Below are 21,970 nucleotides of genomic sequence, written 5' to 3' on the forward strand. Positions count from 1 at the left end.
CGCCGTCCAGGATGGAAGCATGGCGCAGCCGTCCCCACCGCAGTCGTATCCACCGCAGCCGTATCCAGCCCAGCCGGTCCGCACCGCGGCCGCCGACGCCAAGCCCCGGCGCCGGAACGAACTCGCGGCGTTCCTGCGCAGCCGCCGGGCCCGGATCAGGCCCGAGGACGTCGGCATGCCGCCGGGCATCCGGCGCCGCACCCCAGGGCTGCGCCGCGAGGAGGTCGCGCAGCTCGCCGGCGTCGGGGTCACCTGGTACACGTGGCTGGAGCAGGGGCGCCCGATCAACGCCAGCGTGCAGGTGCTCGACGCGGTGGCCCGGGTGCTCCAGCTCGACGTGACCGAGCGGGACCACCTCTACGGGCTGGCCGGCGTCCCCTTCGTCCGCGCGCCGGTCTCCGACGCGGAGGTGGTCGGCGAGGAACTGCTCGGCGTGCTCGGCGCCCTCGACCCGCTGCCGGCCGCGGTCCTCAACGACCGCTACGACGTGCAGGCCACCAACGCCACCTACCGCGTGCTGTGGCCGATGACCTCGCTCGTCGCGCGCCGGGAGCGCAACCTGCTGTACAAGCTCTTCACGATCCCCGAGTGCTGCTCGTCCTTCAAGAACAGCGCCGAGGAACTGCCGTGGATGGTGGCGCAGTTGCGGCACAGCTACGGCCGGCACATCGGCGAGCCCGCGTGGGAGGAGTTCGTGGCGCTGCTGATCCGGAAGAGCCCGGCCTTCGCGCAGCTGTGGGCGAGCGGCGACGTGGCCTCGCCCGGCCGGCGGGTGAAGGTCTTCCGGCACGCGGAGGCCGGCACCGTCCACATGACCTCCACCTCGCTGAGCATCGACGGCATGGCCGAGCACCGGGTGGTGGTCTACACCCCGGTCGCGGCGGAAGACCAGCAGCGGATCGAGCGGTTGCGGGCGATGGAGGACCCGCTGGTCGGCTGCGCCCGGCACGGCCGCCGCCTGTCGGACCTGCGCGCGCAGGTCCGACAGGCGGCGGCCGAGCCGGCCGGCTGAGGGCGCGGGCTCCTACGGCGGGAGGCCGCGGGCTCGTACGACGAAGAGGGCGAGTCCGGTCCGCGGTGTGCGCGGAAGGAACTCGCCCTCTTCAAGCGTGGAGCTACGGGGAATTGAACCCCGGACCTCTTGCATGCCATGCAAGCGCTCTACCAACTGAGCTACAGCCCCGCACCGCCGGTTGCCCCGGCGACGAGAAGAAGCATAGCCGGTGGACGGGCCGGAAACGAAATCGGCGCTGCGGCCCGCCCGCGGGCCCACGACCTCGGACTACGTGTCGTCGCCGAGGACCGGCTCCGGCAGGGTGCCGGCATTGTGCTCGGTCAGCCGCCAGCCGCGGGCGCCCTCGCCCAGCACCGACCAGCAGCAGTTGGACAGGCCGCCCAGCGACTCCCAGGTGTCCGGCGCCAGGCCGAGCAGGCGGCCGATGGTGGTGCGGATCGCGCCGCCGTGGCTGACCACGACGAGCACGCCGCCGTCGGCGAGCTTGTCGGCGGCGGCCAGCACCACCGGCGCGGCGCGGTCGGCGACCTCGGTCTCCAGCTCGCCGCCGCCGCGGCGGACCGGCTCGCCGCGCTTCCACGCGGTGTACTGCTCGCCGTAGCGGGCCAGGATCTCGCTGTGGGTGAGCCCCTGCCAGGCGCCGGCGTAGGTCTCCCGCAGACCCTCGTACGGGGTGACCGGCAGCCCGGTGAGGGCGGCCAGCTCGGCCGCGGTGGCCCGGGCCCGGCTCAGGTCGGAGGAGATGATCGCGTCCGGGGCGAGCGCGGCGAGCAGCCGGGCGGCCCGGCGGGCCTGGGCGACGCCGGTCTCGGTGAGCGGCACGTCGGTGCTGCCCTGGAAGCGCTGCTCGACGTTCCACGACGTCTGGCCGTGGCGCCACAGCACGATCCGGCGGCGCCGGTCGGCGCCGGGCGCCTGGACGTCGCCGCTGCCGTCCCGGTGGTCGGTGCCGGTCACCGCGCGCTCACGCGTCCTCGTGGGCGGCCGCCTCGGTGGCGGCGGCGTGGGCCGCGGCCTTGCCGCGGGTGGCCACCGCGTCCGCGGGCAGTTCGATCTCGGGGCAGTCCTTCCACAGCCGCTCCAGCGCGTAGAAGACCCGCTCCTCGGAGTGCTGCACATGCACCACGATGTCCACGTAGTCCAGCAGCACCCAGCGGCCGTCCCGCTCGCCCTCGCGCCGCACCGGCTTGGTGTCCAGCTCCTTGAGGAGGTGCTCCTCGATGGCGTCGACGATCGCCTTGACCTGCCGGTCGTTGGGCGCCGAGGCGACCAGGAAGGCATCGGTGATGGAGAGCACATCGCTGACGTCGTAGGCGATGATGTCGTGCGCGAGCTTGTCGGCGGCGGCCTGGGCGGCGGCGCGGGTCAGCTCGATGGAACGGTCAGTGGCGGTCACGGATGCGGCTTTCCGGTCGGGGTCCTGTCGACTCCAGGGTCTCACGACCCTCCGACAGACCCCGACCGTGTTTCCGGGCGGCGCCGCTGACCTGCGGCGCCGCCCGGCGAGGCGGCCTCAGCCGTCGTCGCTGGTCGGCTTGTAGTCCGCGCCGAGGACCACCGTGATGTCGGCGTTCGAGGCGACCGTGCCCTTCTTGACCGCGCTGGTCGGCAGGCCCAGGGTGGCCGCCACGTCCTTGGCCGCGGCCTCCCGCGACGCGTCGGCGTACAGCACCTGGGACGTCGCCTGCACCGTGCCGGACTTGCCGCCGGACACATAGGTGTAGGTGCCGCCGTTGACGATCGCCGCCTGCGCCATGGCCGCGGACTTCGACTTGCCGCTGGCGTCCTTGACCGACACCCGCGCCGGGCCGGAGGAGCCGGTGGACTGCTTCACGCTGCCGCCGAGCACGTTCTTGACCACGCTCTGGGTGGCCGCCTCGCTGAGCGTGCCGTCCTTCTGCACCGGCAGCATCGAGGTGCTGTACTGGCCGGTCTTGGCGAGGTCGGCGAGCTGCGCGAGGGACGCGCCGAGCTGCTTGTCGGTGAGCGAGGGGTCCAGGATCTGGGCGAGCGCCTGCACGGTCCTGGTCGCGTCGGCCGCGTCGCTGGGCATCTTCATCAGCACCGCCTGCATGACCTGGCCGAACCGGCTGAGCTGGGCCGTCTGCGACTCGCCGGGCGCCTTGTAGGTGGCGTAGGCGACCGCGGCGTCCCCGCTCAGCTCCTGCTGCTCGCCCTTGGCCACCAGCACCTTGTCCTTGTCCTTGCCGGTGCCCTTCACCTCGGCGTCGGTGTCGACGTAGATGTCGCCGAGCGAGTCGACCAGCAGCTCCAGATACGGCGAGTCCAGCCGCCAGCTGCCCTTGATGTCGGTGCCGAGCAGGGTGTTGAGGGAGTCCCGGGTGGGCCCGACGCCGTCGGACACGGACTTGTCGAGGGTGGTCACCGAGCCGTCGTCGCCGGTGAGTTGCACGGAGTTCGGGATCAGCACGGTGGTGCCGTGCTTCTTCGTGGTGTTGTCCACCAGCAGCGCGGTGGAGCTGGCGCCGCCGTCGACCGGCAGCATGTGCACCACGATCACGTCGCGCCGGTCGGAGCCGCTGCTCACGGCAGCCGCGGTGCTGCTCTTCTTCAACCCGGGGATCTTCCCGGCCTTCCACAGGTACCCGCCGCCGCCGAGCAGGGCGAGCACGAGTATCGCCACCAGGCCGAACCGGCGTTTGCGCCCGCGCCGCTTGGCCTCCTCGCGGCGCTCGGTGCGCGACTCGGAGAACTTCAGCCAGTCGATGACCTCTTCGGACTCCTCGGAGTCCTCGTCGACGAAGGCGAACTGCTCGGTGCGGTAGTCCGGGTCGCCCGGCTGCCGCGCCTCCTGGGCGGCCGGCTGCTCCTCGAAGACGGGCTGCTGCCCCGTGTCGTGGACCGGCTGCTGCTGCCCGGTGTCGTAGGCGGGCATCCGGCCCGTCTCGTACGCGGGCAGCTGACCGGTCTCGTAGGCGGGCATCTGCCCGGTGCCGTAGCCGGGTTGCCCGCCGGTGCCGTAGTCCTGCGCCGGGTAGGCGGGCAGCTGCCCGGTGCCGTAGTCCTGGCCGCCCTGGGCCGGGCCCTGGCCGTAGCCGGGCTGGTAGTTCTGCGGCGGGTGGACCTGGTGCGTGCCGGTGTCGTACTGCTCCTGGTACGGCGGCGGGGCCTGCTGCGGGACGTAGCCCTGCTGCTGGCCGCCGTACGTCGCGGACGGGTCCTGGTACGGCGGCTGGGCGAGCGGGCGCCCGTACGCGTCGTAGCCGTAGGGCTGCTGCTGGTAGTAGGGGTCCTGCGCGTAAGGGTCTGTCTCGTTGTCTGGACCGCCCTCGGCATAGTGCCTGCGGGGGTTTGCGTCGTTCACGAGGAACCCCTTCACGTTTGCTGTGCGCTACCCGGTCTCGTGCCGGTAGAGCGCGCGCTTGTCGATGTAGCGCACCACACCGTCCGGAACCAAGTACCAGACCGGCTCCCCCTTGGCCACCCGCTGGCGGCAGTCGGTCGACGAGATCGCCAGCGCCGGGACCTCCACCAGCGACACGCCGCCCTCGGGGAGCCCCGGGTCCGACAGCGTATGCCCTGGACGTGTGACGCCGATGAAATGCGCCAGTCCGAACAGCTCCTCGGCATGCCGCCAGGACAGGATCTGCGAGAGCGCGTCGGCCCCCGTGATGAAGAACAGCTCCGCCTCGGGGTGCTCGGAGCGCAGGTCCCGCAGGGTGTCGATGGTGTAGGTCCGGCCGCCGCGGTCGATGTCGCTGCGGCTGACCGAGAACTGCGGGTTGGAGGCGGTGGCGATCACCGTCATCAGGTAGCGGTCCTCGGCAGCGGACACCTTGCGGTGCTCCTTCTGCCAGGGCTGGCCGGTGGGCACGAAAACGACCTCGTCGAGGTGGAAGAGGCTGACCACCTCGCTCGCGGCCACCAGGTGCCCGTGGTGGATGGGGTCGAAGGTCCCGCCCATCACACCGATGCGCTTCTTGTCCGACATGCGGCCGACTAGTCCCGGTTGAAGCGGGTGACGACCCACAGCAGGAGCAGCAGCGCGATCAGCGCACCGAAACCGGTCAGGTACGGGCTGAGGCTCGGGTGGTTGCCGCCCTCGGCGAGAGTGGTCAGGGCGGTGGCTGGTGCGGTCGACATTCGGCTGACCCTCTGCGTTCTCGGAGACGGGTGGGAAGGCTCTCGGCACATGGTACGGGCGGCGCCGGGGGAACTTCGCGGTGGCTCCACGCGTCCAGCACTGTGTAACCGGTTGGCGAGCAGGGGGTTGGCCCAGGTGTCCGAATCGTCCCAGTCGAAGAAACCGAAGAAGGACGGGTCCGGTGGCAAGGGCCCGGGCGGCAAGGGGGCGGGCGCGGGCGGCAGCGGCGAGAAGCTGCCCAGCCGCACCCGGCGCCGCTTCCCCGACATCTCCTCGCGGGCGTACGAGCACCCGGCCGACAAGTCGGCGCTGGTGGCGCTGCGCAAACTCACCGGTTTCGACACCGTCTTCAAGGGCCTGAGCGGGCTGCTGCCCGAGCGCAGCCTGCGCCTGCTCTTCCTGTCCGACTCCGTCCGGGTCAGCGACGAGCAGTTCGCGCACCTCAACGCGATGCTGCGGGACGCCTGTTACATCCTGGACCTGGAGAAGGTGCCGTCCTTCTACGTCACGCAGGACCCGCAGCCGAACGCGATGTGCATCGGCATGGACGAGCCGATCATCGTGGTGACGACCGGGCTGGTCGAGCTGCTGGACGAGGAGGAGATGCGCGCGGTCATCGGCCACGAGGTCGGGCACGCGCTGTCCGGGCACTCCGTCTACCGGACGATACTGCTCTTCCTGACCAACCTCGCCCTGCGGGTGGCGTGGATACCGCTGGGCAACCTCGCGGTGCTGGCCATCGTCACCGCGCTGCGCGAGTGGTTCCGCAAGTCCGAACTGTCCGCGGACCGGGCCGGGTTGCTGGTCGGCCAGGACCTCCAGGCGTCGATGCGCGGCCTGATGAAGCTGGCCGGCGGCAACCACCTGCACGAGATGAACGTGGACGCCTTCCTCAAGCAGGCCGACGAGTACGAAGCCGCGGGCGACCTGCGCGACTCGGTGCTGAAGATCCTCAACGTGCTCCCGCGCAGCCACCCCTTCGCCACCGTGCGGGCCGGCGAGCTGCGCAAGTGGGCGGCCAGCCGGGACTACCAGCGGCTGATGGACGGCCACTACCCGCGGCGCACCGAGGACAAGGACACCTCGGTCTACGACACGTTCAAGGAGTCGGCGAACCACTACTCCGAACGGGCGAAGCAGAGCAAGGACCCGCTGGTCGGTCTGATCCGCGACCTGGGCAACGGCGCCGGGGACATCGGCGGCAAGCTGCGGGACAAGTTCACCGGGAAGGGCGGGGCGGACCCGGCGAGCCCGGAGCCCGAGGGGGCGTAGACCCGCAGGTCCGCGGGCACCACGGCGGGCGGGACGTCGGTGCCGGCGGCCGTGGCTCCCGCGGCCGTGGCCGCCGCGGCGGCGGGGCCGGCCGGCGCGGTCGTGCCGGGGGTCGGGCCCGTCGGCGTGCCCGTGCCCGAGGTCGCGCCCGGGGCCGTACCCGTCGGGCTCGGGGTCGCGCTGTCGTCCATCGCCGTGCAGACCGAGCCGGCCGGGTGGTCGGGGTGGTAGGGGTCGACGCCCTCGAGCCGGCCGCCGCTCTGCCCGGCCAGTATCGGCCGGAAATAGCTGCCCACGGCGTCCGTGCAGGCCAGCGGCCCGGCCTCCACGTCGGCGTCGACCACCTCGATGTGATGCTCCCGCAGGTCGGCGTGGTCGGCGTGGAAGACCAGCCGGCGGCGGACGGTGAAGAGCGACACCCCGGTGTCCGGGGCGCCGCGCAGGGCGTAGAAGAAGGTGTAGTCGGAGACGATCTCCAGCTCGCTGCCCGCGGCGGCGGTGTGCACCTTGCCGTTGTTCACCCGGATCGCGGTGGCGTCGCTGCCGGCCAGGGAGATGTCCGCGCTCGGGTCGAAGCGCACCAGCCAGCCCGTGGCGGCGTGGCTGCCGTCGTCGCTGGGCTGGGTGAGGGTGTCGTCGAACTGGTCGCGCTGGCCGGCGCTGAGCAGCTCCCGCACCGGCTCGACATCGCCGGAGAGCACCGTGTCGTGGTCGAGCGAGGTGACGGTCAGGTACTTCTTCGCGGTGTCCAGCGCCTGCTGGACCTCGCTCTGGGCGTAGCCGCCGATCCGCCGGGCCGCGTCGGCCGGCACCCTGATGCCGTGGCCGTACGCCTGCGCGGCACTGCCCGCGAAGGGCGCGGTGGGCGAGACGGCGGGCACGGTGCCCCCCGGCACCAGCGGTATCACGTTGACCCGGATCTGCTCGCTGACCGCGGGGGTGTGGGCGCGGTAGGGGTGGCGCACGCCCATGTAGACGGCGAGCCCGAACGCCACCACGATCAGGACCGCGACCGCCAGGGCCTGCCGGGCCAGGCCGCGGGGCACCGCGCGGCGGACGTGCACGGCGTGCGCGGCGTCGTCGAGCCGTTCGCGCGCGGAGTACTCCTGGATGCGGGCAGCCCGCACGAACGACTCGTCGAACACGACGGATCGGTACTCGCTGTCGTCGTCGCCCCCGGGGGGCACACCGTCCGGTGCGCCCTCGGGAGGGTCCTCGCGCCCACCCATATCACAAGGTTAAATCCGCATGGACCGGAAGCGGCGCCCTCGTGGCGGTCAACTTGACGCGGGGTCAGGGTTGCGGCGCGAAGTGGACGGCCGGGGTCGCCGAGGAGCCGATCGGCGGGGCGGGCGGGGGCGGGGTGGTGGTGCGTCCGCTGCCCGCGCCGCGGTAGACCGCGGCGAAGGTCAGGGCGACCACCCCGACGCCCAGCACCACCGCGAGGGCCCACGCGACCGGCCGGTGCCAGCGGCTGCCGATGGTGCGGTACGGGTGGCCCTGCGCGTACAGCTCGTCCGACTCCAGCACGGAGTCGTCGTCCGCCGGCTCGGGCAGCACGGCGCCCCGGCTTCCGTACCGCCCGGGGCGACCGGGTGGCAGCGCGGGGCCTTCGGCGACGGCAAGCGCCCGTTCCCTGGCCGTGGGCTCGTGGAACAGGGCGGACCGTACGAATTCTTCGTCGAGGACTACGGAGGCGAACTCGTCATCGTCCGGCATCTGTTCAGCGTAATCCGGAAGGGGCCCTTTTGGGCAGGGCTTTCCCGGCCCTTGGTGCGGCGGCTGTGCGCCAGTGGCGGGTCCGTGGTATCCGCCCGCCCCGAGCGCGCGGGGCGGGGGGGTACGGGCGGCGCGGGCGGTGCCGGAGGTACGGGTGCGGCGGCGGCCGACGGGTGCGCCGTCAGCGGATGTGGCCGTCGCCGGTGACGATGTACTTGGTGGAGGTCAGCTCCGGCAGGCCCATCGGGCCGCGCGCGTGCAGCTTCTGGGTGGAGATGCCGATCTCGGCGCCGAAGCCGAACTGGCCGCCGTCGGTGAACCGGGTGGAGGCGTTCACCATCACCGCCGCGGCGTCCACCAGCTGGGTGAAGCGGCGCGCGGCCGCCTGCGAGGTGGTCACGATCGCCTCGGTGTGGCCGGAGGACCACAGCCGGATGTGCGCGACGGCCGCGTCCAGGGAGTCGACCACGCCCGCGGCGATGTCGTACGACAGGTACTCCGTCTCCCAGTCCTCCGCGGTGGCCGGGACCACGGTGGCCTTGCTGTCGTGCGCCCGCGCGGCCGCGACCACGCCCGGGTCGCCGTGCACGGTGACGCCCGCCTCGGCGAGCGCGGCCAGCGCGCGGGGCAGGAAGCGGTCGGCGATGTCGCGGTGCACGAGCAGGGTCTCGGCGGCGTTGCAGACGCTGGGGCGCTGCGCCTTGGAGTTGACCAGGATCTGCACGGCGGTGTCGAGGTCGGCCTCGGCGTCCACGTAGACATGGCAGTTGCCGGTGCCGGTCTCGATCACGGGCACGGTGGAGCCCTCGACGACGGCGCGGATCAGGGCGGCGCCGCCGCGCGGGATCAGTACGTCGACCTGGCCGCGGGCGCGCATCAGCTCCGTGACGGAGTCGCGGCTCTCGCCGGGCACCAGCTGGACCGCGTCCGCGGGCAGCCCGGCGCCGCCGACCGCGTCGCGCACCACCGTGACCAGCGCGGTGTTCGAGGCGTACGCGGAGGAGGAGCCGCGCAGCAGCACCGCGTTGCCGGACTTCAGGCAGAGCGCGGCGGCGTCCACGGTGACGTTCGGGCGGGCCTCGTAGATGATGCCGACGACGCCGAGCGGGACGCGGACCTGGCGCAGGTCCAGGCCGTTGGGGAGGGTCGAGCCGCGCAGTACCTCGCCGACCGGGTCCGGCAGGGACGCCACGTGCCGGACGTCCGCGGCGATCGCCGCGACGCGCTCGCGGGTCAGGGTGAGCCGGTCGATGATCGCCTCGCTGGTGCCGGCCTCCCGCGCCCGGACGACGTCCTCGGCGTTGGCGGCGACGATCTCCTGGGTGCGGACGATCAGTGCGTCCGCGATGGCCAGCAGCGCGTCGTCCTTCGCCGCGCGGGTCTGCGGGGCCAGGTCCGCGGCGGCGGCGCGGGCGCGGTAGGCGGCGAGCAGCACCGGGGACGTGGGGAGCGGCGAGGGCAATTCCATGCGGTTCAGGGTAGCGCGACCCGCCCGGGTGCCCCCGTCCTGTCGGCTGAGGGACCACCTCCCGGTGGGGGGTCCCTCCGGGCTGCCTCGTCCTGTGGGTGCCGGGAGCTTGCGGTCCGCCGTGGCTGGTCGCGCAGTTCCCCGCGCCCCTTCGGCTACTCGCCGATGTGGTTGCGGATCAGTTCCGGCCCCGGGGCCGGTGGGTTGTTGCGCGCGCAGTTCCCCGCGCCCCTGAATTTGCTCGGCCCTCCCCACGGAAGGAGCTCGTGGCCCGAAGGGGCGCGGGGAGCGGCGCGAGACGCCCACCAGCGGCGGGTGGGCCTGGAACAGGCAGGGCGGGGCAGCCCGGGGGGACAGGGCGCCCGGGTGTCAGTAGGGGTGGACGCCTACGGGGACGGCGGGGGGTGGGCCGTAGCCCTCGGCGAGGCGCTGGTGGTAGGTGGTGCGGTCGATGACCTCGAGGCCGACCGTCTCCCAGGGCGGGAGCTTCGCCGTGGAGCGGTGCTCACCCCACAGCCGCAGAGCCAGCGCAGCGGCATCGTGGAGGTCGCGGGCCTCTTCCCAGTAGCGGATCTCCGCGTGGTCGGTCGCGTAGCGGCTGGTGAGCAGGAACGGATGGTCGTGCGCGAGCTGCTCCAGCCCGCGGCGGACCTCGCCGAGCGGGGTGCGGGGCCCGGCCACGCTCAGCGTGACGTGCCAGAGCCGGGCGGACGGCTCCTCCTCGGGCCCGGCGGCAGCCGCGTCGGGCCCGCTGCTCACGCTGACGAGCGCGCGCCCCGACGCCCCCTTGGACGATTGCCCTGGGCGCCCTCGTTTCACCGCGGCCTCCCTGTGGGTGACGTTCCGAGCTCGTCCGCGCGCTCCCGCGGACGGCTCCTCCGCTTCACAGTTGACCAGGCTCGGCGGCCGGGCGGGGCCGTTTCCCGGAGATTGGCCGAGGTGGGGCCGGTGACGGTGACCTGGACCACTCCGGAGCGGGCGGGATCGGGCCAGAGCGGGCGGAGGTCGGCGCGAAACGGACGGCGGGAGGGGGTTACCGGCGCAGCAGGACGAGGTCGTCGCGGTGGACGACCTCGCGTTCGTACGCCGGGCCGAGCTCCCTGGCCAGGTCGCGGGTGGAGCGGCCCAGCAGCCGGGGCAGCTCGCGGGCGTCGAAGTTCACCAGCCCGCGGGCGACCGCGTGCCCGGCCTCGTCGAGCAGGTCCACCGGGTCGCCCGCGGTGAAGTCGCCCTCGACGCCGGTGAGTCCGGCCGGCAGCAGCGAGCTGTGCCGTTCGGTGACCGCGCGCACCGCGCCCGCGTCCAGCCGCAGCGAGCCGCGCGGGGTGGAGGCGTGCGCGAGCCACAGCAGCCGGTCGGCGGAGCGCTTGCCGGTGCGGTGGAAGTAGGTGCCGGTCGGCCGGCCGGCGAGCGCGTCGGCGGCGTGCACGGTGGAGGTGAGCACCACCGGCACCCCGGCGCCGGTGGCGATGCCGGCCGCCTCGACCTTGGTGACCATGCCGCCGGTGCCGACGCCGGCCCGGCCCGCGCTGCCGATGGAGATGCCGTCGAGGTCGGCGGGGCCGGTGACCTCGCCGACCAGGCTGGTGCCGGGGGTGCGCGGGTCGCCGTCGTAGAGGCCGTCGACGTCGGAGAGCAGCACCAGCAGGTCGGCGCGGACCAGGTGGGCGACGAGGGCGGCGAGCCGGTCGTTGTCGCCGAAGCGGATCTCGTCGGTGGCCACCGTGTCGTTCTCGTTGACGATCGGCAGGGCGCCCATGGCGAGCAGCTGGTCGAGGGTGCGGTAGGCGTTGCGGTAGTGGGTGCGGCGGCTGACGTCGTCGGAGGTGAGCAGCACCTGGCCGACGCGGACGCCGTAGCGGGCGAAGGAGGCGGTGTAGCGGGCGACCAGCAGGCCCTGGCCGACGCTGGCGGCGGCCTGCTGGCGGGCCAGGTCGCGGGGGCGGCGGTCCAGGCCGAGCGGGGCGAGCCCGGCGGCGATGGCGCCGGAGGAGACGAGCACCACCTCGCGGTCCTCGCGGGTCTTGGCCAGGACGTCGACGAGGGCGTCCACCCGGTCCGCGTCCAGCCCGCCGGCGGCCGTGGTCAGCGACGAGGAGCCGACCTTCACCACGACCCTGCGGGCCTCCACCACGTCCTGCCGTGCCGCCGCTGCCACCTGCGTCGTCCCTCTGTCCGCTGTTCCGCCCGCCGTGCGCCCGCCGCCGTTCACCCCGGGTGGTGCGCCTGCCAGCCCGCCCATGCCGAACCCACCATCTCCCGGACGTCGTACCGCGCGTGCCAGCCCAGCTCGCGGGTGATCGCCTCGGCCGAGGCGACGACGCGGGCCGGGTCGCCCGGGCGGCGCGGGCCGACCTCGGGCGTGAGATCAGTGTGGCCGGTCACCTCGCCGATCACCGCAACCATCTCGGCCACCGAGACGCCGGTGCCGGTGCCGATGTTGAGCACCAGCGCCGCGTCGGGGTCGGCGGCCAGCCGGCGGGCGGCGGCCAGGTGCGCGGAGGCGATGTCGCGGACGTGGACGTAGTCGCGTACGCAGGTGCCGTCGGGCGTCGGGTAGTCGTCGCCGAAGACCAGCGGCGGCTGCTTCGCGGCGAGCCGCTGGAAGACCATCGGGACCAGGTTGGACACGCCGGTGTCGGCGAGTTCCGGGGCGGCCGCGCCGGCGACGTTGAAGTAGCGCAGCGACGCGGTGGCGATGCCGTGCGCCCGCCCGGCGGCGGCGACCAGCCACTCCCCGGCGAGTTTGGTCTCGCCGTAGGGGCTCATCGGCGCGCAGGGCGTCTGCTCGGTGACCAGGTCGGCGTCGGTCGGGCCGTAGACGGCCGCGGAGGAGGAGAAGACGAAGCGGCGCACCCCGGCGCCGGCGGCCGCGTCGAGGACGGTGCGCAGGCCCTCGACGTTCTCCCGGTAGTAGTACAGCGGGCGGGCGACGGACTCGCCGACCTGCTTCTTGGCGGCGATGTGCACGATGCCGTCGACGGCGTACTCGCGCAGCACCCGCGCCAGCACCTCGGGGTCGAGCACCGAGCCGCGCTCCAGCGGGACGTCCGCGGGCAGCCTGGCCGGGTCGCCGCCGCTGAGGTCGTCCAGGACCACGACACCCTCGCCGGCGGCGGTCAGTTCCCGGACGACGTGGGACCCGATGTATCCGGCTCCGCCGGTGATCAACCACATCGTCCCACCCTAACAGCGGGCGGCGGCCGACCCGGTGGGACGGCTCGGGGCCGCCCGGCGGCCACCTCGGATACAGCCGATCTTCACCGGATTCACAGAAAAGCCTTGCGCTTCCCCCACATTGGCGCGTAGGACAGGAAGTCGGAGCGCCCGGGGGGGACTTCGGCGGTCGGGGCGATCCGCGAGTGACGCGATGATGCCCACGACACGTGGCCCGGCGCTGTGGCGCTCCGCATCGCACTCCTCGATCTCCTCGATCTCCTCGACGAAGGAACACACACGTGTCCAACTCCTTTCGCCGCACAGGCCGCCGCACGGCCGCCTGCGCGGTGCTCGGCTGCGCCGGCCTGCTGGTCACCGGCGCGCTGAGCGGCACCGCGGCCGCGGCCGGCTCCCAGGTGCCCGGCCCGGTCAAGAAGCCGTCGGTCACCGCCGAGCGGCCGCACCTCAGCGTGCCCGGCCGCTCGAAGAAGGTCGGCGGCAAGACCGCCACCCCGCGGACCACCACCCCGCAGACCGCCACCGGGCTGGTCCACAGCTCGGACTTCGACGGCGACGGCGCGGACGACCTCGTCTACAAGTTCGACGACGGCGAGGTCACCCTCGACCTGGGCAACCAGGGCTACTACACGGCCATCGACAGCGCGCAGCTGAAGGACCTGGTGCTGCCCGGCGACATCACCGGCGACGGCAGGCCCGACCTGCTGACGGTCACCGCCACCGGCTCGCTCCAGGTGCACAGCGGCTCCTCCCCGCTCGGCGACAACGCGCTCGCCGGCTACACCACCGTCAGCACCGGCTGGCAGAAGTACAACAAGATCTTCAGCCCCGGCGACCTCAACGGCGACGGCAGGCCCGACCTGCTGGCGCGCAGCACCACCGGGCTGTACTTCTTCGCCGGCACCGGCAAGGCGAGCGCGCCGTACGGCTCCGCCGTGCAGATCGGCGGCGCGGGCTGGAGCCAGTTCAACCAGCTGGTCGGCGTCGGCGACTTCAACGGCGACGGCATCGGCGACGTGGTGGCCCGCAACTCCGCCGGCCTGTGGCTGTACACCGGCAGCGGCACCGCGACCCCGTCGTTCTCCGCGAAGTACCAGATCGGCGGCACCGGCTGGAACCAGTACAACCAGATCGTCGGCGGCGGTGACTACGACGGCAACGGCACCGAGGACCTCATCGCCCGGTCCTACGACGGCACCCTCTACTTCTACGAGGGCAACGGCAACGGCACGATCAACCCGACCCGCGGCAAGGCCGGCACCGACTGGGGCAACGTCCAGCTGTTCGCGGGCGGCGGCGCCGCCCCGGCGTTCGGCAAGGACGGCATCTTCGCCAACACCCCCGGCGGGACGCTCTACTACTACGCCGCGACCGGCACCGGGAAGCTCACCGCCAAGTACGACGTGGGCTCCGGCTTCGACCGCAGCGCGATCCGGCTCTACCACGTCTCCGCGCTGACCGGTGACGGCGAGTCCGACCTGATCGGCAAGGGCCTGTACGACGGCCACCTGTACAACCTGGCGGACTACGCCGTGAACGACGACATGCTCGCAGGCGGCTCGAAGTCGTACAACCTGGTGGTCGGCCCCGGCGACCTCAACGGTGACGGGAAGGGCGACCTGATCGCCCGCACCTCCTCGGCGCTGTACTTCTACGCCGGCGACGGCAACGGCCTGTCGATGAAGGGCCGGGTGCAGGTCGGCGGCTCGGGCTGGAGCCAGTACAACCAGATCGTCGGCGCGGGCGACCTCACCGGCGACGGCAAGGCGGACATCGTCGCCCGCTCCTCGGCGGGGCTGTTCCTGTACGCCGGGACCGGCAAGGCGAGCGCCCCGTTCGGCGCGAAGAAGCAGATCGGCGGCGCCGGCTGGAGCCAGTACAACAAGCTCATCGCGCCCGGCGACCTCAACGGCGACGGCATCGCCGACCTGCTCGCCCGCAGCTCGAAGGGGCTGTACTTCTACGCGGGCACCGGCACCGGCACCTTCAAGGCGCGGGTCTCGATCGGCGGCGCCGGCTGGAGCCAGTACGCCGACCTGACCTGACGACCGTATGACGCCGGCCTGAAGCCGGCCGAAGCCGGCCTGAGGCCGGCCTGAGATCCACCGGCGCATCACAAGGGCGCCGACACCGTACGAACCGGTGTCGGCGCCCTTGTCCCGTACGGCCCCCGCGACCGGGGCAACCCCTGCCGGCAGCTTCCAAGGACGTGACGATCGTCACAATCCGCGGCCGGCATACATCCTTTCGCCCGCTCATCAGTCTGACCGCAGAGTGCGGTGTACTGCCGGTGTACACCTGATGTACGGCCGCGCTCGGCGCGGCGCCCTTTTCATGGCGCCGTAGGATTCAGCAGACATACCAGCGGCCCGAACCAGCGCTGCGAAAGGCGAGGCGGAAACAAGGATGTCGGTCAAGGTCAGCGTCATCGTCCCGGTCTACAACCCCGGGAAGTACATCGAGCCGTGCATTGCGTCACTGCTGGGGCAGACGCTGCCGGCGGACGAACTGGAGCTGCTGTTCGTCAACGACGGCTCGACCGACGACACCCCCGCGAGACTGGACAAGCTCGCAGCGGAGCACTCCCAGGTGCGGGTCATCCACATCCCGAACTCGGGATGGCCGGGCAAGCCCCGCAACATCGGTGTCGAGCAGGCGCGCGGCGAGTACGTGCACTTCGTCGACCAGGACGACTACATGACGCCCGACGCGCTGCGCCGGCTGTACGACCTGGGCCACCGCAACGGCTCGGACATCGTCTTCGGCAAGGTCGCCAGCAACTTCCGCGGCGTCCCGCACGGCGTCTTCCGGGTCACCCGGGAGAAGTGCACCATCCACGACGCGCCCCTCGTGGACAGCCTCACCCCGCACAAGATGTTCCGCACCCAGTTCCTGCGGGACAACAAGATCGCCTACCCCGAGGGCAAGCGGCGGCTGGAGGACCAGCTGTACATGATGGAGGCGTACTTCCCCGCGAAGGTCGTCTCCATCCTCGGCGACTACACCTGCTACCACTACTCCAGGCGCGACGACGGCAAGAACGCCGGCTCGGCGAAGATCATCCCGACCGGCTACTACGGCAACCTGCGCGAGGTGCTGGACGTCGTCGTCGCCAATACCGAGCCCGGCGCGTTCCGCGACGAGCTGCTGCGGCGGTTCTACCGGGTCGAGATGCTCGGCCGGCTCAGCGAGCCGTCCGTCCTGAAGTACAGCCCCGAGTACCGCGACGAGATGATCGACGCGGTCAACGACGTGGCCCGCGACTTCGTCAACGACGGGGTGCACGACGGGCTCGGCGCGATCCTGCGGGTGCGCTCCACCCTGCTGCGCAACGAGCGGCGCGAGCAGCTGGTCGAGGTCGCCCGCCGGGCGGCGTCGGTCAAGGGCGTGGCCCGGCTGGAGGACTTCCGCTGGGTCGACGGGCGGATCGCCATCACCGTCACCGCGCGCCTGGTGTGGGGCGACGAGAAGAAGCCGCTGGCGCTGCTGCGCCGCGGCGACCGCTACTACCTGCACCCCGACTTCCACCGCGACCTGCTCGACGACGGTGAGCTGGTCGACGTCACCGGCGAGATCGACGGCTACCGCGCCGAGATCAGCCTCCGCGACCGGGAGACCGCGGTGGAGTGGCCCTGCCCGGCGGAGTTCGAGACCGCCGTGGAGGAGCTGCCGACCGTCGCAGGGGGCCCGGAGGGCACCCTGTGCGAGGTGGTCATGCGCGGCACCGGCTACCTCGACCCCAAGGCGGTCAAGGGCCGCGACGCGCTGGCCCGCGGCATGTGGGACGTGTGGGTGCCGGTGCGCGGCCTCGGCCTGGTCCGCAAGGCCCGGCTCGGCGCGGACCGGGCGCCGGGCGTGGACGAGGCGTGCCTGCCCGCGCTGCTCGGCGAGCCGGCGCAGCTCACCGTGCCGTACTTCACCGACCCGCACGGCAACCTGACGCTGGACGTGGCGCGGCGCGGCAAGAAGCTCGGCGACGCGCTCGCCAAGCGCGAGGTGCTGCGGATGCCGGGCGACCGGCTGGAGCTGGAGCTGGCCGCGGTCTCGCACCCGGGCACCGCCGCCTCCCGCGCCTGGCTGGTGCTGCGCGGCACCGGCCCGGACGCCGCCTTCGCCGGGCTGCCCGCCGTGCTGGAGCCGGTCGGCGGGCGGGTGCACCTGCGCCCGGCCGACCTGAAGGAGAGCGCCGCGCCGTTCACCGGGCTGCGCCCGGGCACCTGGGAGCTGTCGGCGCGGCTGGACGGCGCGACGTCCGGGCCCGAGCTGAAGATCGGAAAGGTCCGGATCGACGACCGGGGCCGGCTGCACCCGGTGGAGGGCCTGGACACGGTCGACCCGGCCACCGCGCGCGAGGCCCAGGCGCAGCGGCGCCGCACCGCCAAGCGCAGCATGCTCAAGCGGATCGGCGGCCCCGTGATGCGGCGCCTGGCGCCCGGCTCCCGCCGGAAGCTGCGCCGGATGGCCGCGCGCTTCGGCGCCTAGCAGTACCGGCGCTGTCACTCGTACGGGGTCCCGCGCTGTCGGCGGGGCCCCGTCCTCCGCACGGGTGATTTCCGGCGCCCCGTTCCGCGCCCGTTCCGCGGCCGGTTCCCCGGCCCGTCGACGGCTCCCCCTCCCCTGTCCGCACCTCCCTGCGACCCACCCGCTGAAACCCCCAAGGACGTGATCCGCATGCGGCAACTCGACATCGCCGGTGCCTTCGTGCACGAACCGAAGATCTTCCCGGACAGCCGCGGGAGCTTCCACGAGTGGTTCCGCGCCGGGGACTTCGAGGAGTCCCTCGGGCACCGGCTGGACCTGGCGCAGGCCAACTGCTCGGTGTCCAGCCGCGGCACGCTGCGCGGGGTGCACTTCGCGGACGTGCCGCCGAGCCAGGCGAAGTACGTCAAGTGCGTGCGCGGCGCGGTGCTCGACGTGATCGTGGACATCCGGGTCGGATCGCCGACTTTCGGCCGGTGGGAGGCCGTACGGCTGGACGACGACCTGCACCACGCGGTCTACCTCTCCGAGGGCCTGGGACACGCCTTCATGGCCCTCACCGACGACGCGACGGTGGTCTACCTGTGCTCGGCGGGCTACGCCCCCGGGCGCGAGCACGGCATCAACCCGCTCGACCCGGAGCTGGGCATCGCCTGGCCGGCGGACGTCGAGCCGCTGCTGTCGGAGAAGGACGCGCAGGCGCCCACCCTCGCCGAGGCGCGCGCGCAGGGCCTGCTGCCGTCGTACGACGACTGCCTCGCCTTCGCCGCCGAGCTGCGGTCGGGCGGCCCGGGAAGCTCCGCCGGCGCCTGAAACCCTCCAAGGGTCTGATGATTCGACAAAGTTCTCCTGAACGATGTCGATACGGCGGAGCACACGCTAGCGTCGCCCCATCACTCCCACCGAACCATGCGAAACGCATCGAGGGGTTGTACCAGTGCACCGTCATGAGTTCCTGCGCAGGCTGCACAAGGTCTACAAGCCGCGCAACTATCTGGAGATCGGCGTCAACGACGGGAAGAGCCTCGCGCTGTCGCGGGTACCGTCCGTCGCGATCGACCCGGCGTTCAAGCTCACCCAGTCGATCAGCTGCGACGTCCACCTGGTGCGGGCCACCAGTGACGCCTTCTTCAGCCGCAAGGACCCCCTGCTGCACCTGCGCCCGGGACGCAACCCGTTCCGGGCGCTGGGCCGCCGCGACCCGCTGGCGCTGGTCGGCGACCCCGTGCTGGAGCTGTCGTTCATCGACGGCATGCACATCTTCGAGTACGCGCTGCGCGACTTCATGAACGTCGAGAAGCACTCCCGCTGGTCGAGCGTGATCGTCTTCGACGACATGCTGCCGCGCAACGTGGACGAGGCCGCCCGGGACCGGCACACCAAGGACTGGGCCGGCGACGTCTTCAAGGTCGCCCAGGTGCTGCGCCGCTACCGCCCCGACCTGACGGTGGTCGACGTGGACACCGTGAAGACCGGGGTGACCGCCGTCTTCGGCGCCGACCCGACGAACACGGTGCTGCGCGACAACTACGACAAGATCATCGCGGAGTACGCCACCGAGGACCCGCAGGACATCCCGGAGGAGCTGCTGCTCCGCAAGAACGCGGTCAACCCCGAGACGCTGCTGCGGGCCCCCTTCTGGCCGTCGCTGGTCCGGGCCCGCAACATCCGGCGGGGCCGCTCGTCGTTCGGCGCGCTCCGCCGCCAGATCGAGTCGGTGAGCTGACCGGCGCCTCCCGGCGCCCCGCCGCCCCGCCGCCTACGCCGCGGCCGGGCCGTCCCCGGTGGGCGGCCCGTCCGCGGCGGGCGGCGGGGCCGGCTCCCGCCCGGCCCGCTCCCACGGCAGCCGCCGGGAGCCGGCCAGCGTGACGACCGGCACCGTGAGGATGCCCACGAACAGCGCCGCGCACATGTAGCGCCACAGCGGCGACGGGTTGGCCGCGAGCACCGTGGCCTGGAGGCCGAGCGGCAGCACCGCCAGCGCCAGCAGCTCGTATCTGCGGCGGCGCAGCGCGGCCACCGCGACCAGCAGGTAGCCGAGGTAGGTCCAGTTCACCCCGCGCCACAGCAGCGGAGTCCGGTGCGGCGCCTGCGTCCACTGGTAGGCCCGGGTGGCGAGGTGGTCGAGCTTGTACGACAGCGGGGCGTCGTGCAGCGACGAGTGGTACGGCAGCTCCCGCACCGAGGACAGGCCGAACGCCGACCACGAGTGCAGCACGTGGCGGTTGGAGGCGGCGTACAGGCCGGTGTGGCCGGTGAACGCCCACGCGATGTCGGCGCGGCACAGCCGGGCGCCGACGATCAGCTGCGGGTGGTGTTCGAGGATGCGCCCCCACAGGGCGAGCAGCTGCCCGTTCTCCTTGCCCGCCTTGATCCGGTCCATCGGCTTGTGCATGATCAGGTCCGCCACATGGCAGTCGCCGCCCGGGCCGCGCCAGTGCGACAGCGGCGCGACACTGCGCATCAGCCGCAGGTCGGAGGCGGTGAAGACGTCGGGGCGCTTGGCGTAGGCCACGCCGATGTCGGCGTAGTTGAAGGCGTACACCTCGTCCGGGCGCGGCTTCTGGACGCCGAGCGCCGGGTAGACCAGGTTGTTCATCGCCAGCGTGATGACCAGCGGCACCGCGGTCGCCAGGGCGATCTTGCGGCGCATGCCCGGCAGCAGCAGCACCAGCAGCACCCCGGCGGCGATGATCACCGGGAAGCCGTTGTTGCGGAACAGGCCGATGCCCAGGCAGCCCAGGGCGAGCGTCAGCACCTGGCGGCGGAAGGAGCGGTCGCGGACGGCCTGTTCGCGGCGCAGCCGCCGGGCGGTGAGCTGGACCACGGCGCCGAAGGCGACCAGGGTCGCGATCGTGTAGGCGACGTCCTTCCACACGAACACCGTGAAGGAGCCGGTCATGGGGGCCGCGGCGACGACCGCCGCGGCGATCGCGCTCCACCGCCCGCGCACCCCGAGGTCCCGCAGCGCCACGCACACGTACGCCAGCGCGGCGGCCATGGCGACGGTCTGCACGAAGGTCAGGGCCGCGATGCCGCCGGTGAGCCGGAGCGACAGCCACAGCAGGCCGTCGTAGGCGACCGAGTGGTCCGAGCGCCAGTGGGAGGTGGTGACCTCGTAGATGTAGGTGAGGCTGTCCCCGCTGATCCGGCCGGGGTAGAAGGCGGCCCACCAGCCGAACAGCAGCACCTGGCAGGCGGCGTAGACCGCGAGCGGCAGCCGCAGGGGGACGGGGACCCGGGAGGGCGACCAGCGCCGCCTCCCGTACCCGTCGCGCGGCCCCACCGCGGAGGCGCCCGGGGGCAGGCCGCTCCCGCCGGGCTCCTCCCCCGGGGCGCGGGTCCCGGCGCTGTCGGTCCGCGGCTGCGCGGAGGTGTTCACCTGGGCGCCGGCCCGCCAGCCCCCGGCCGGACCGGAGCCGCTCACCGGGCCGCCGCCGACGACGACGCCGACGCCGCCGCCGGGCGGGGTGAACGGGCGAAGGCGTGCCCGGTCAGCTCCCGCGCCGCGGCCAGCCGCCGGCCGCGCAGCGCGCCCGGCACCATCAGCAGCGCGTGCAGCCGGGTGGACAGGTGGCGGCGGGCGGTGCGCGCGGCGCGGTCCCAGCCCAGCGCGTCGAAGTCGGCGGCCAGCTCCAGCAGCAGCCGGCGGGTCTCGGCGAACCGGGAGCCGCTGACCGCCTGCGCGGACGACTCGCTGGCCAGGTGCCGCCGGTAGTCGAAGCAGACCGCCGGATCGGTCACCAGCTGCTCGCCGCGCAGCAGCAGTTCCATCACCAGCGCCAGGTCCTGCACCACCGTCAGGTCGGCGCGGAAGCCGACCTCCTTGAGCAGGTCGGAGCGCCAGCACATGGCCGGGAAGTACAGCCAGTTGCCGCGCAGCAGGCTGACCGCGAGCCGCTCGCCGCCGAGTTGGGCGCGCCGGTCGGGCGCGGCGGAGTACAGCCGCCGCTTGGCGGTGTCGACCAGGGTGTTCACCGGCCGCCCGGCGCCGTCGATGACCCGCACCGCCGGCTGGTACATCGCGGCGCCCGGCATCGCGGCACGGGCCGCCTTCACGGTGGCGACGTAGCCGGGGCGCATCAGGTCGTCGCAGCCCATCAGCACGGTGTACGGGTAGTCGGCCAGCTCCACGCAGCGGCGGAAGTTGCCGGTGACGCCGAGGTTGCGCGCGTTGCGGAAGTAGCGCACCCGGGGGTCGTCGAGACCGGCGAACCACTCCGGTACGCCGGGCCGGGTGTCGTCGTCGACGACGGTCAGCCGCCAGTCCGGGTCGGTCTGGCCGAGGACGCTGCGGACGGCGTCGCGCATCAGCGCGGGGTCGCCGTAGTAGGGCAGCATGATGTCGAGCGTGTCGGTCACTGGGAGCGTTCGCCTTCCATGGCGGCCAGCGGCCGCCCGGGCTCGGGGCGGTGGGCCGTGCGCAGGGCGGCGTCACGGGCGAGTTCGGTCAGCCGGCGCTCCATGGCGCGGAACCGCAGGTAGGTGTTGAGCGCCAGCGCGGTCACGCCGACCACCAGCAGGTACAGCACCAGGTCGGTGCCGCGGCCGACGCCGAGCAGGTGGGCGGCCTTCGTGGTGTCGCCGGGCCGCAGCACCGCGTACGCGTTGACGAAGCAGAAGGCGAGGAAGGCGATCCGCTTCCACGCCCGGGTCCTGGTGGTGTTCCAACTGCGCATGAACACCGCGAGCAGCACGACCACCGCGGACAGCAGCACGAACTGGATGAGCACCG

The 21,970-nt window shown here is 72.9% G+C and carries 18 protein-coding genes, 1 tRNA gene and 2 pseudogenes; 6 read left to right on the forward strand and 15 right to left on the reverse strand.

Going from position 1 to position 21,970, the window contains the following annotated elements; all coding sequences use genetic code 11:
- The first annotated feature begins 19 nt into the window (after positions 1 to 19).
- Positions 20 to 1,012 (forward strand): helix-turn-helix transcriptional regulator, encoded by a 993-nt coding sequence (locus tag WA788_RS28500; RefSeq protein ID WP_335982085.1) that lies wholly within the window; start codon positions 20 to 22, stop codon positions 1,010 to 1,012.
- Between the two features lie 98 nt (positions 1,013 to 1,110).
- On the opposite strand, the gene WA788_RS28505 is transcribed toward WA788_RS28500, so the two are convergent.
- The 6 genes from WA788_RS28505 to WA788_RS28530 form a co-directional block, all read right to left on the reverse strand.
- A tRNA-Ala gene (locus WA788_RS28505) sits at positions 1,111 to 1,183 on the reverse strand.
- A 99-nt stretch (positions 1,184 to 1,282) separates the two neighbouring features.
- The gene (locus WA788_RS28510) at positions 1,283 to 1,972 is read right to left on the reverse strand and encodes a histidine phosphatase family protein (protein WP_435130422.1); all 690 of its coding nucleotides are present in this window, start codon (positions 1,970 to 1,972) and stop codon (positions 1,283 to 1,285) included.
- A gap of 7 nt (positions 1,973 to 1,979) precedes the next feature.
- Positions 1,980 to 2,411: a ribosome silencing factor gene (rsfS, locus tag WA788_RS28515; RefSeq protein WP_335982087.1), complete on the reverse strand. Its 432-nt coding sequence runs from the start codon at positions 2,409 to 2,411 to the stop codon at positions 1,980 to 1,982.
- 117 nt (positions 2,412 to 2,528) lie between these two features.
- Positions 2,529 to 4,340, reverse strand: a complete 1,812-nt coding sequence (locus WA788_RS28520; RefSeq protein WP_335982089.1) for an LCP family protein — start codon at positions 4,338 to 4,340, stop codon at positions 2,529 to 2,531.
- Positions 4,341 to 4,367: 27 nt separating this feature from the next.
- Positions 4,368 to 4,967: a nicotinate-nucleotide adenylyltransferase gene (nadD, locus tag WA788_RS28525; protein WP_335982090.1), complete on the reverse strand. Its 600-nt coding sequence runs from the start codon at positions 4,965 to 4,967 to the stop codon at positions 4,368 to 4,370.
- 8 nt (positions 4,968 to 4,975) lie between these two features.
- On the reverse strand, positions 4,976 to 5,119 hold the full coding sequence (locus WA788_RS28530) for a hypothetical protein (protein WP_335982092.1): 144 nt from the start codon (positions 5,117 to 5,119) through the stop codon (positions 4,976 to 4,978).
- A 235-nt stretch (positions 5,120 to 5,354) separates the two neighbouring features.
- Here WA788_RS28530 and WA788_RS28535 point away from each other — a divergent pair, with 235 nt between their 5' ends.
- Entirely contained in the window at positions 5,355 to 6,392 is a 1,038-nt protein-coding gene (locus WA788_RS28535; RefSeq protein WP_335982175.1) for a M48 family metallopeptidase, read from the forward strand.
- A gap of 182 nt (positions 6,393 to 6,574) precedes the next feature.
- Here the strand turns inward: WA788_RS28535 and WA788_RS36120 are convergent.
- From WA788_RS36120 to galE, 6 genes and pseudogenes are all read right to left on the reverse strand, one after another.
- Positions 6,575 to 7,621, reverse strand: a pseudogene (locus WA788_RS36120) (SCO2583 family membrane protein); the annotation flags it as partial.
- A 64-nt stretch (positions 7,622 to 7,685) separates the two neighbouring features.
- Positions 7,686 to 8,144 (reverse strand): annotated as a pseudogene (locus WA788_RS28540) (SCO2584 family spore wall biosynthesis protein); the annotation flags it as partial.
- A gap of 148 nt (positions 8,145 to 8,292) precedes the next feature.
- The gene (locus WA788_RS28545; RefSeq protein ID WP_335982094.1) at positions 8,293 to 9,579 is read right to left on the reverse strand and encodes a glutamate-5-semialdehyde dehydrogenase; all 1,287 of its coding nucleotides are present in this window, start codon (positions 9,577 to 9,579) and stop codon (positions 8,293 to 8,295) included.
- 369 nt (positions 9,580 to 9,948) lie between these two features.
- Positions 9,949 to 10,398 carry a hypothetical protein gene (locus tag WA788_RS28550; RefSeq protein ID WP_335982096.1) on the reverse strand — a complete coding sequence of 150 codons (450 nt, stop codon included), beginning with the start codon at positions 10,396 to 10,398 and terminating at the stop codon, positions 9,949 to 9,951.
- A gap of 214 nt (positions 10,399 to 10,612) precedes the next feature.
- Entirely contained in the window at positions 10,613 to 11,692 is a 1,080-nt protein-coding gene (gene proB / locus WA788_RS28555) for a glutamate 5-kinase (protein ID WP_435130538.1), read from the reverse strand.
- Between the two features lie 95 nt (positions 11,693 to 11,787).
- A complete protein-coding gene (galE, locus tag WA788_RS28560; RefSeq protein WP_335982099.1) occupies positions 11,788 to 12,756 on the reverse strand; it encodes a UDP-glucose 4-epimerase GalE in 969 nt (322 codons plus the stop codon).
- Between the two features lie 281 nt (positions 12,757 to 13,037).
- On the opposite strand from galE, the gene WA788_RS28565 reads away from it, so the two are divergent.
- The 4 genes from WA788_RS28565 to WA788_RS28580 all read left to right on the forward strand — a co-directional run bounded on the left by WA788_RS28565 (position 13,038) and on the right by WA788_RS28580 (position 18,961).
- Positions 13,038 to 14,801 (forward strand): FG-GAP repeat domain-containing protein, encoded by a 1,764-nt coding sequence (locus WA788_RS28565; RefSeq protein ID WP_335982101.1) that lies wholly within the window; start codon positions 13,038 to 13,040, stop codon positions 14,799 to 14,801.
- 361 nt (positions 14,802 to 15,162) lie between these two features.
- On the forward strand, positions 15,163 to 17,238 hold the full coding sequence (locus tag WA788_RS28570; protein ID WP_335982103.1) for a glycosyltransferase family 2 protein: 2,076 nt from the start codon (positions 15,163 to 15,165) through the stop codon (positions 17,236 to 17,238).
- Positions 17,239 to 17,427: 189 nt separating this feature from the next.
- Positions 17,428 to 18,048, forward strand: a complete 621-nt coding sequence (gene rfbC, locus WA788_RS28575) for a dTDP-4-dehydrorhamnose 3,5-epimerase (protein WP_335982105.1) — start codon at positions 17,428 to 17,430, stop codon at positions 18,046 to 18,048.
- A gap of 124 nt (positions 18,049 to 18,172) precedes the next feature.
- Positions 18,173 to 18,961 (forward strand): class I SAM-dependent methyltransferase, encoded by a 789-nt coding sequence (locus tag WA788_RS28580; protein ID WP_335982107.1) that lies wholly within the window; start codon positions 18,173 to 18,175, stop codon positions 18,959 to 18,961.
- 33 nt (positions 18,962 to 18,994) lie between these two features.
- Here WA788_RS28580 and WA788_RS28585 read toward each other — a convergent pair whose 3' ends face one another.
- The 3 genes from WA788_RS28585 to WA788_RS28595 are packed head-to-tail and all read right to left on the reverse strand — an operon-like array spanning position 18,995 to position 21,968.
- A complete protein-coding gene (locus tag WA788_RS28585; RefSeq protein ID WP_335982109.1) occupies positions 18,995 to 20,662 on the reverse strand; it encodes a DUF6020 family protein in 1,668 nt (555 codons plus the stop codon).
- On the reverse strand, positions 20,659 to 21,597 hold the full coding sequence (locus WA788_RS28590) for a glycosyltransferase family 2 protein (RefSeq protein ID WP_335982111.1): 939 nt from the start codon (positions 21,595 to 21,597) through the stop codon (positions 20,659 to 20,661). The genes WA788_RS28585 and WA788_RS28590 overlap by 4 nt, the downstream gene beginning before the upstream one ends.
- Complete coding sequence (locus WA788_RS28595) at positions 21,594 to 21,968, reverse strand: DUF2304 domain-containing protein (RefSeq protein ID WP_335982113.1); 375 nt, start codon at positions 21,966 to 21,968, stop codon at positions 21,594 to 21,596. The genes WA788_RS28590 and WA788_RS28595 overlap by 4 nt, the downstream gene beginning before the upstream one ends.
- Positions 21,969 to 21,970 lie beyond the last annotated feature (2 nt).

The organism is Streptomyces sp. CA2R106, from assembly GCF_037034245.1.
Classification (GTDB): domain Bacteria; phylum Actinomycetota; class Actinomycetes; order Streptomycetales; family Streptomycetaceae; genus Actinacidiphila.

What these genes read in the sequence shown, in the direction of transcription:
- nadD (WP_335982090.1), bottom strand. Translation starts at nt 4,967, where the DNA reads ATGTCGGACAAGAAGCGCATCGGTGTGATGGGCGGGACCTTCGACCCC.
- WA788_RS28530 (WP_335982092.1), bottom strand. Translation starts at nt 5,119, where the DNA reads ATGTCGACCGCACCAGCCACCGCCCTGACCACTCTCGCCGAGGGCGGC.
- WA788_RS28545 (WP_335982094.1), bottom strand. Translation starts at nt 9,579, where the DNA reads ATGGAATTGCCCTCGCCGCTCCCCACGTCCCCGGTGCTGCTCGCCGCC.
- WA788_RS28500 (WP_335982085.1), top strand. Translation starts at nt 20, where the DNA reads ATGGCGCAGCCGTCCCCACCGCAGTCGTATCCACCGCAGCCGTATCCA.
- WA788_RS28570 (WP_335982103.1), top strand. Translation starts at nt 15,163, where the DNA reads ATGTCGGTCAAGGTCAGCGTCATCGTCCCGGTCTACAACCCCGGGAAG.
- rfbC (WP_335982105.1), top strand. Translation starts at nt 17,428, where the DNA reads ATGCGGCAACTCGACATCGCCGGTGCCTTCGTGCACGAACCGAAGATC.
- galE (WP_335982099.1), bottom strand. Translation starts at nt 12,756, where the DNA reads ATGTGGTTGATCACCGGCGGAGCCGGATACATCGGGTCCCACGTCGTC.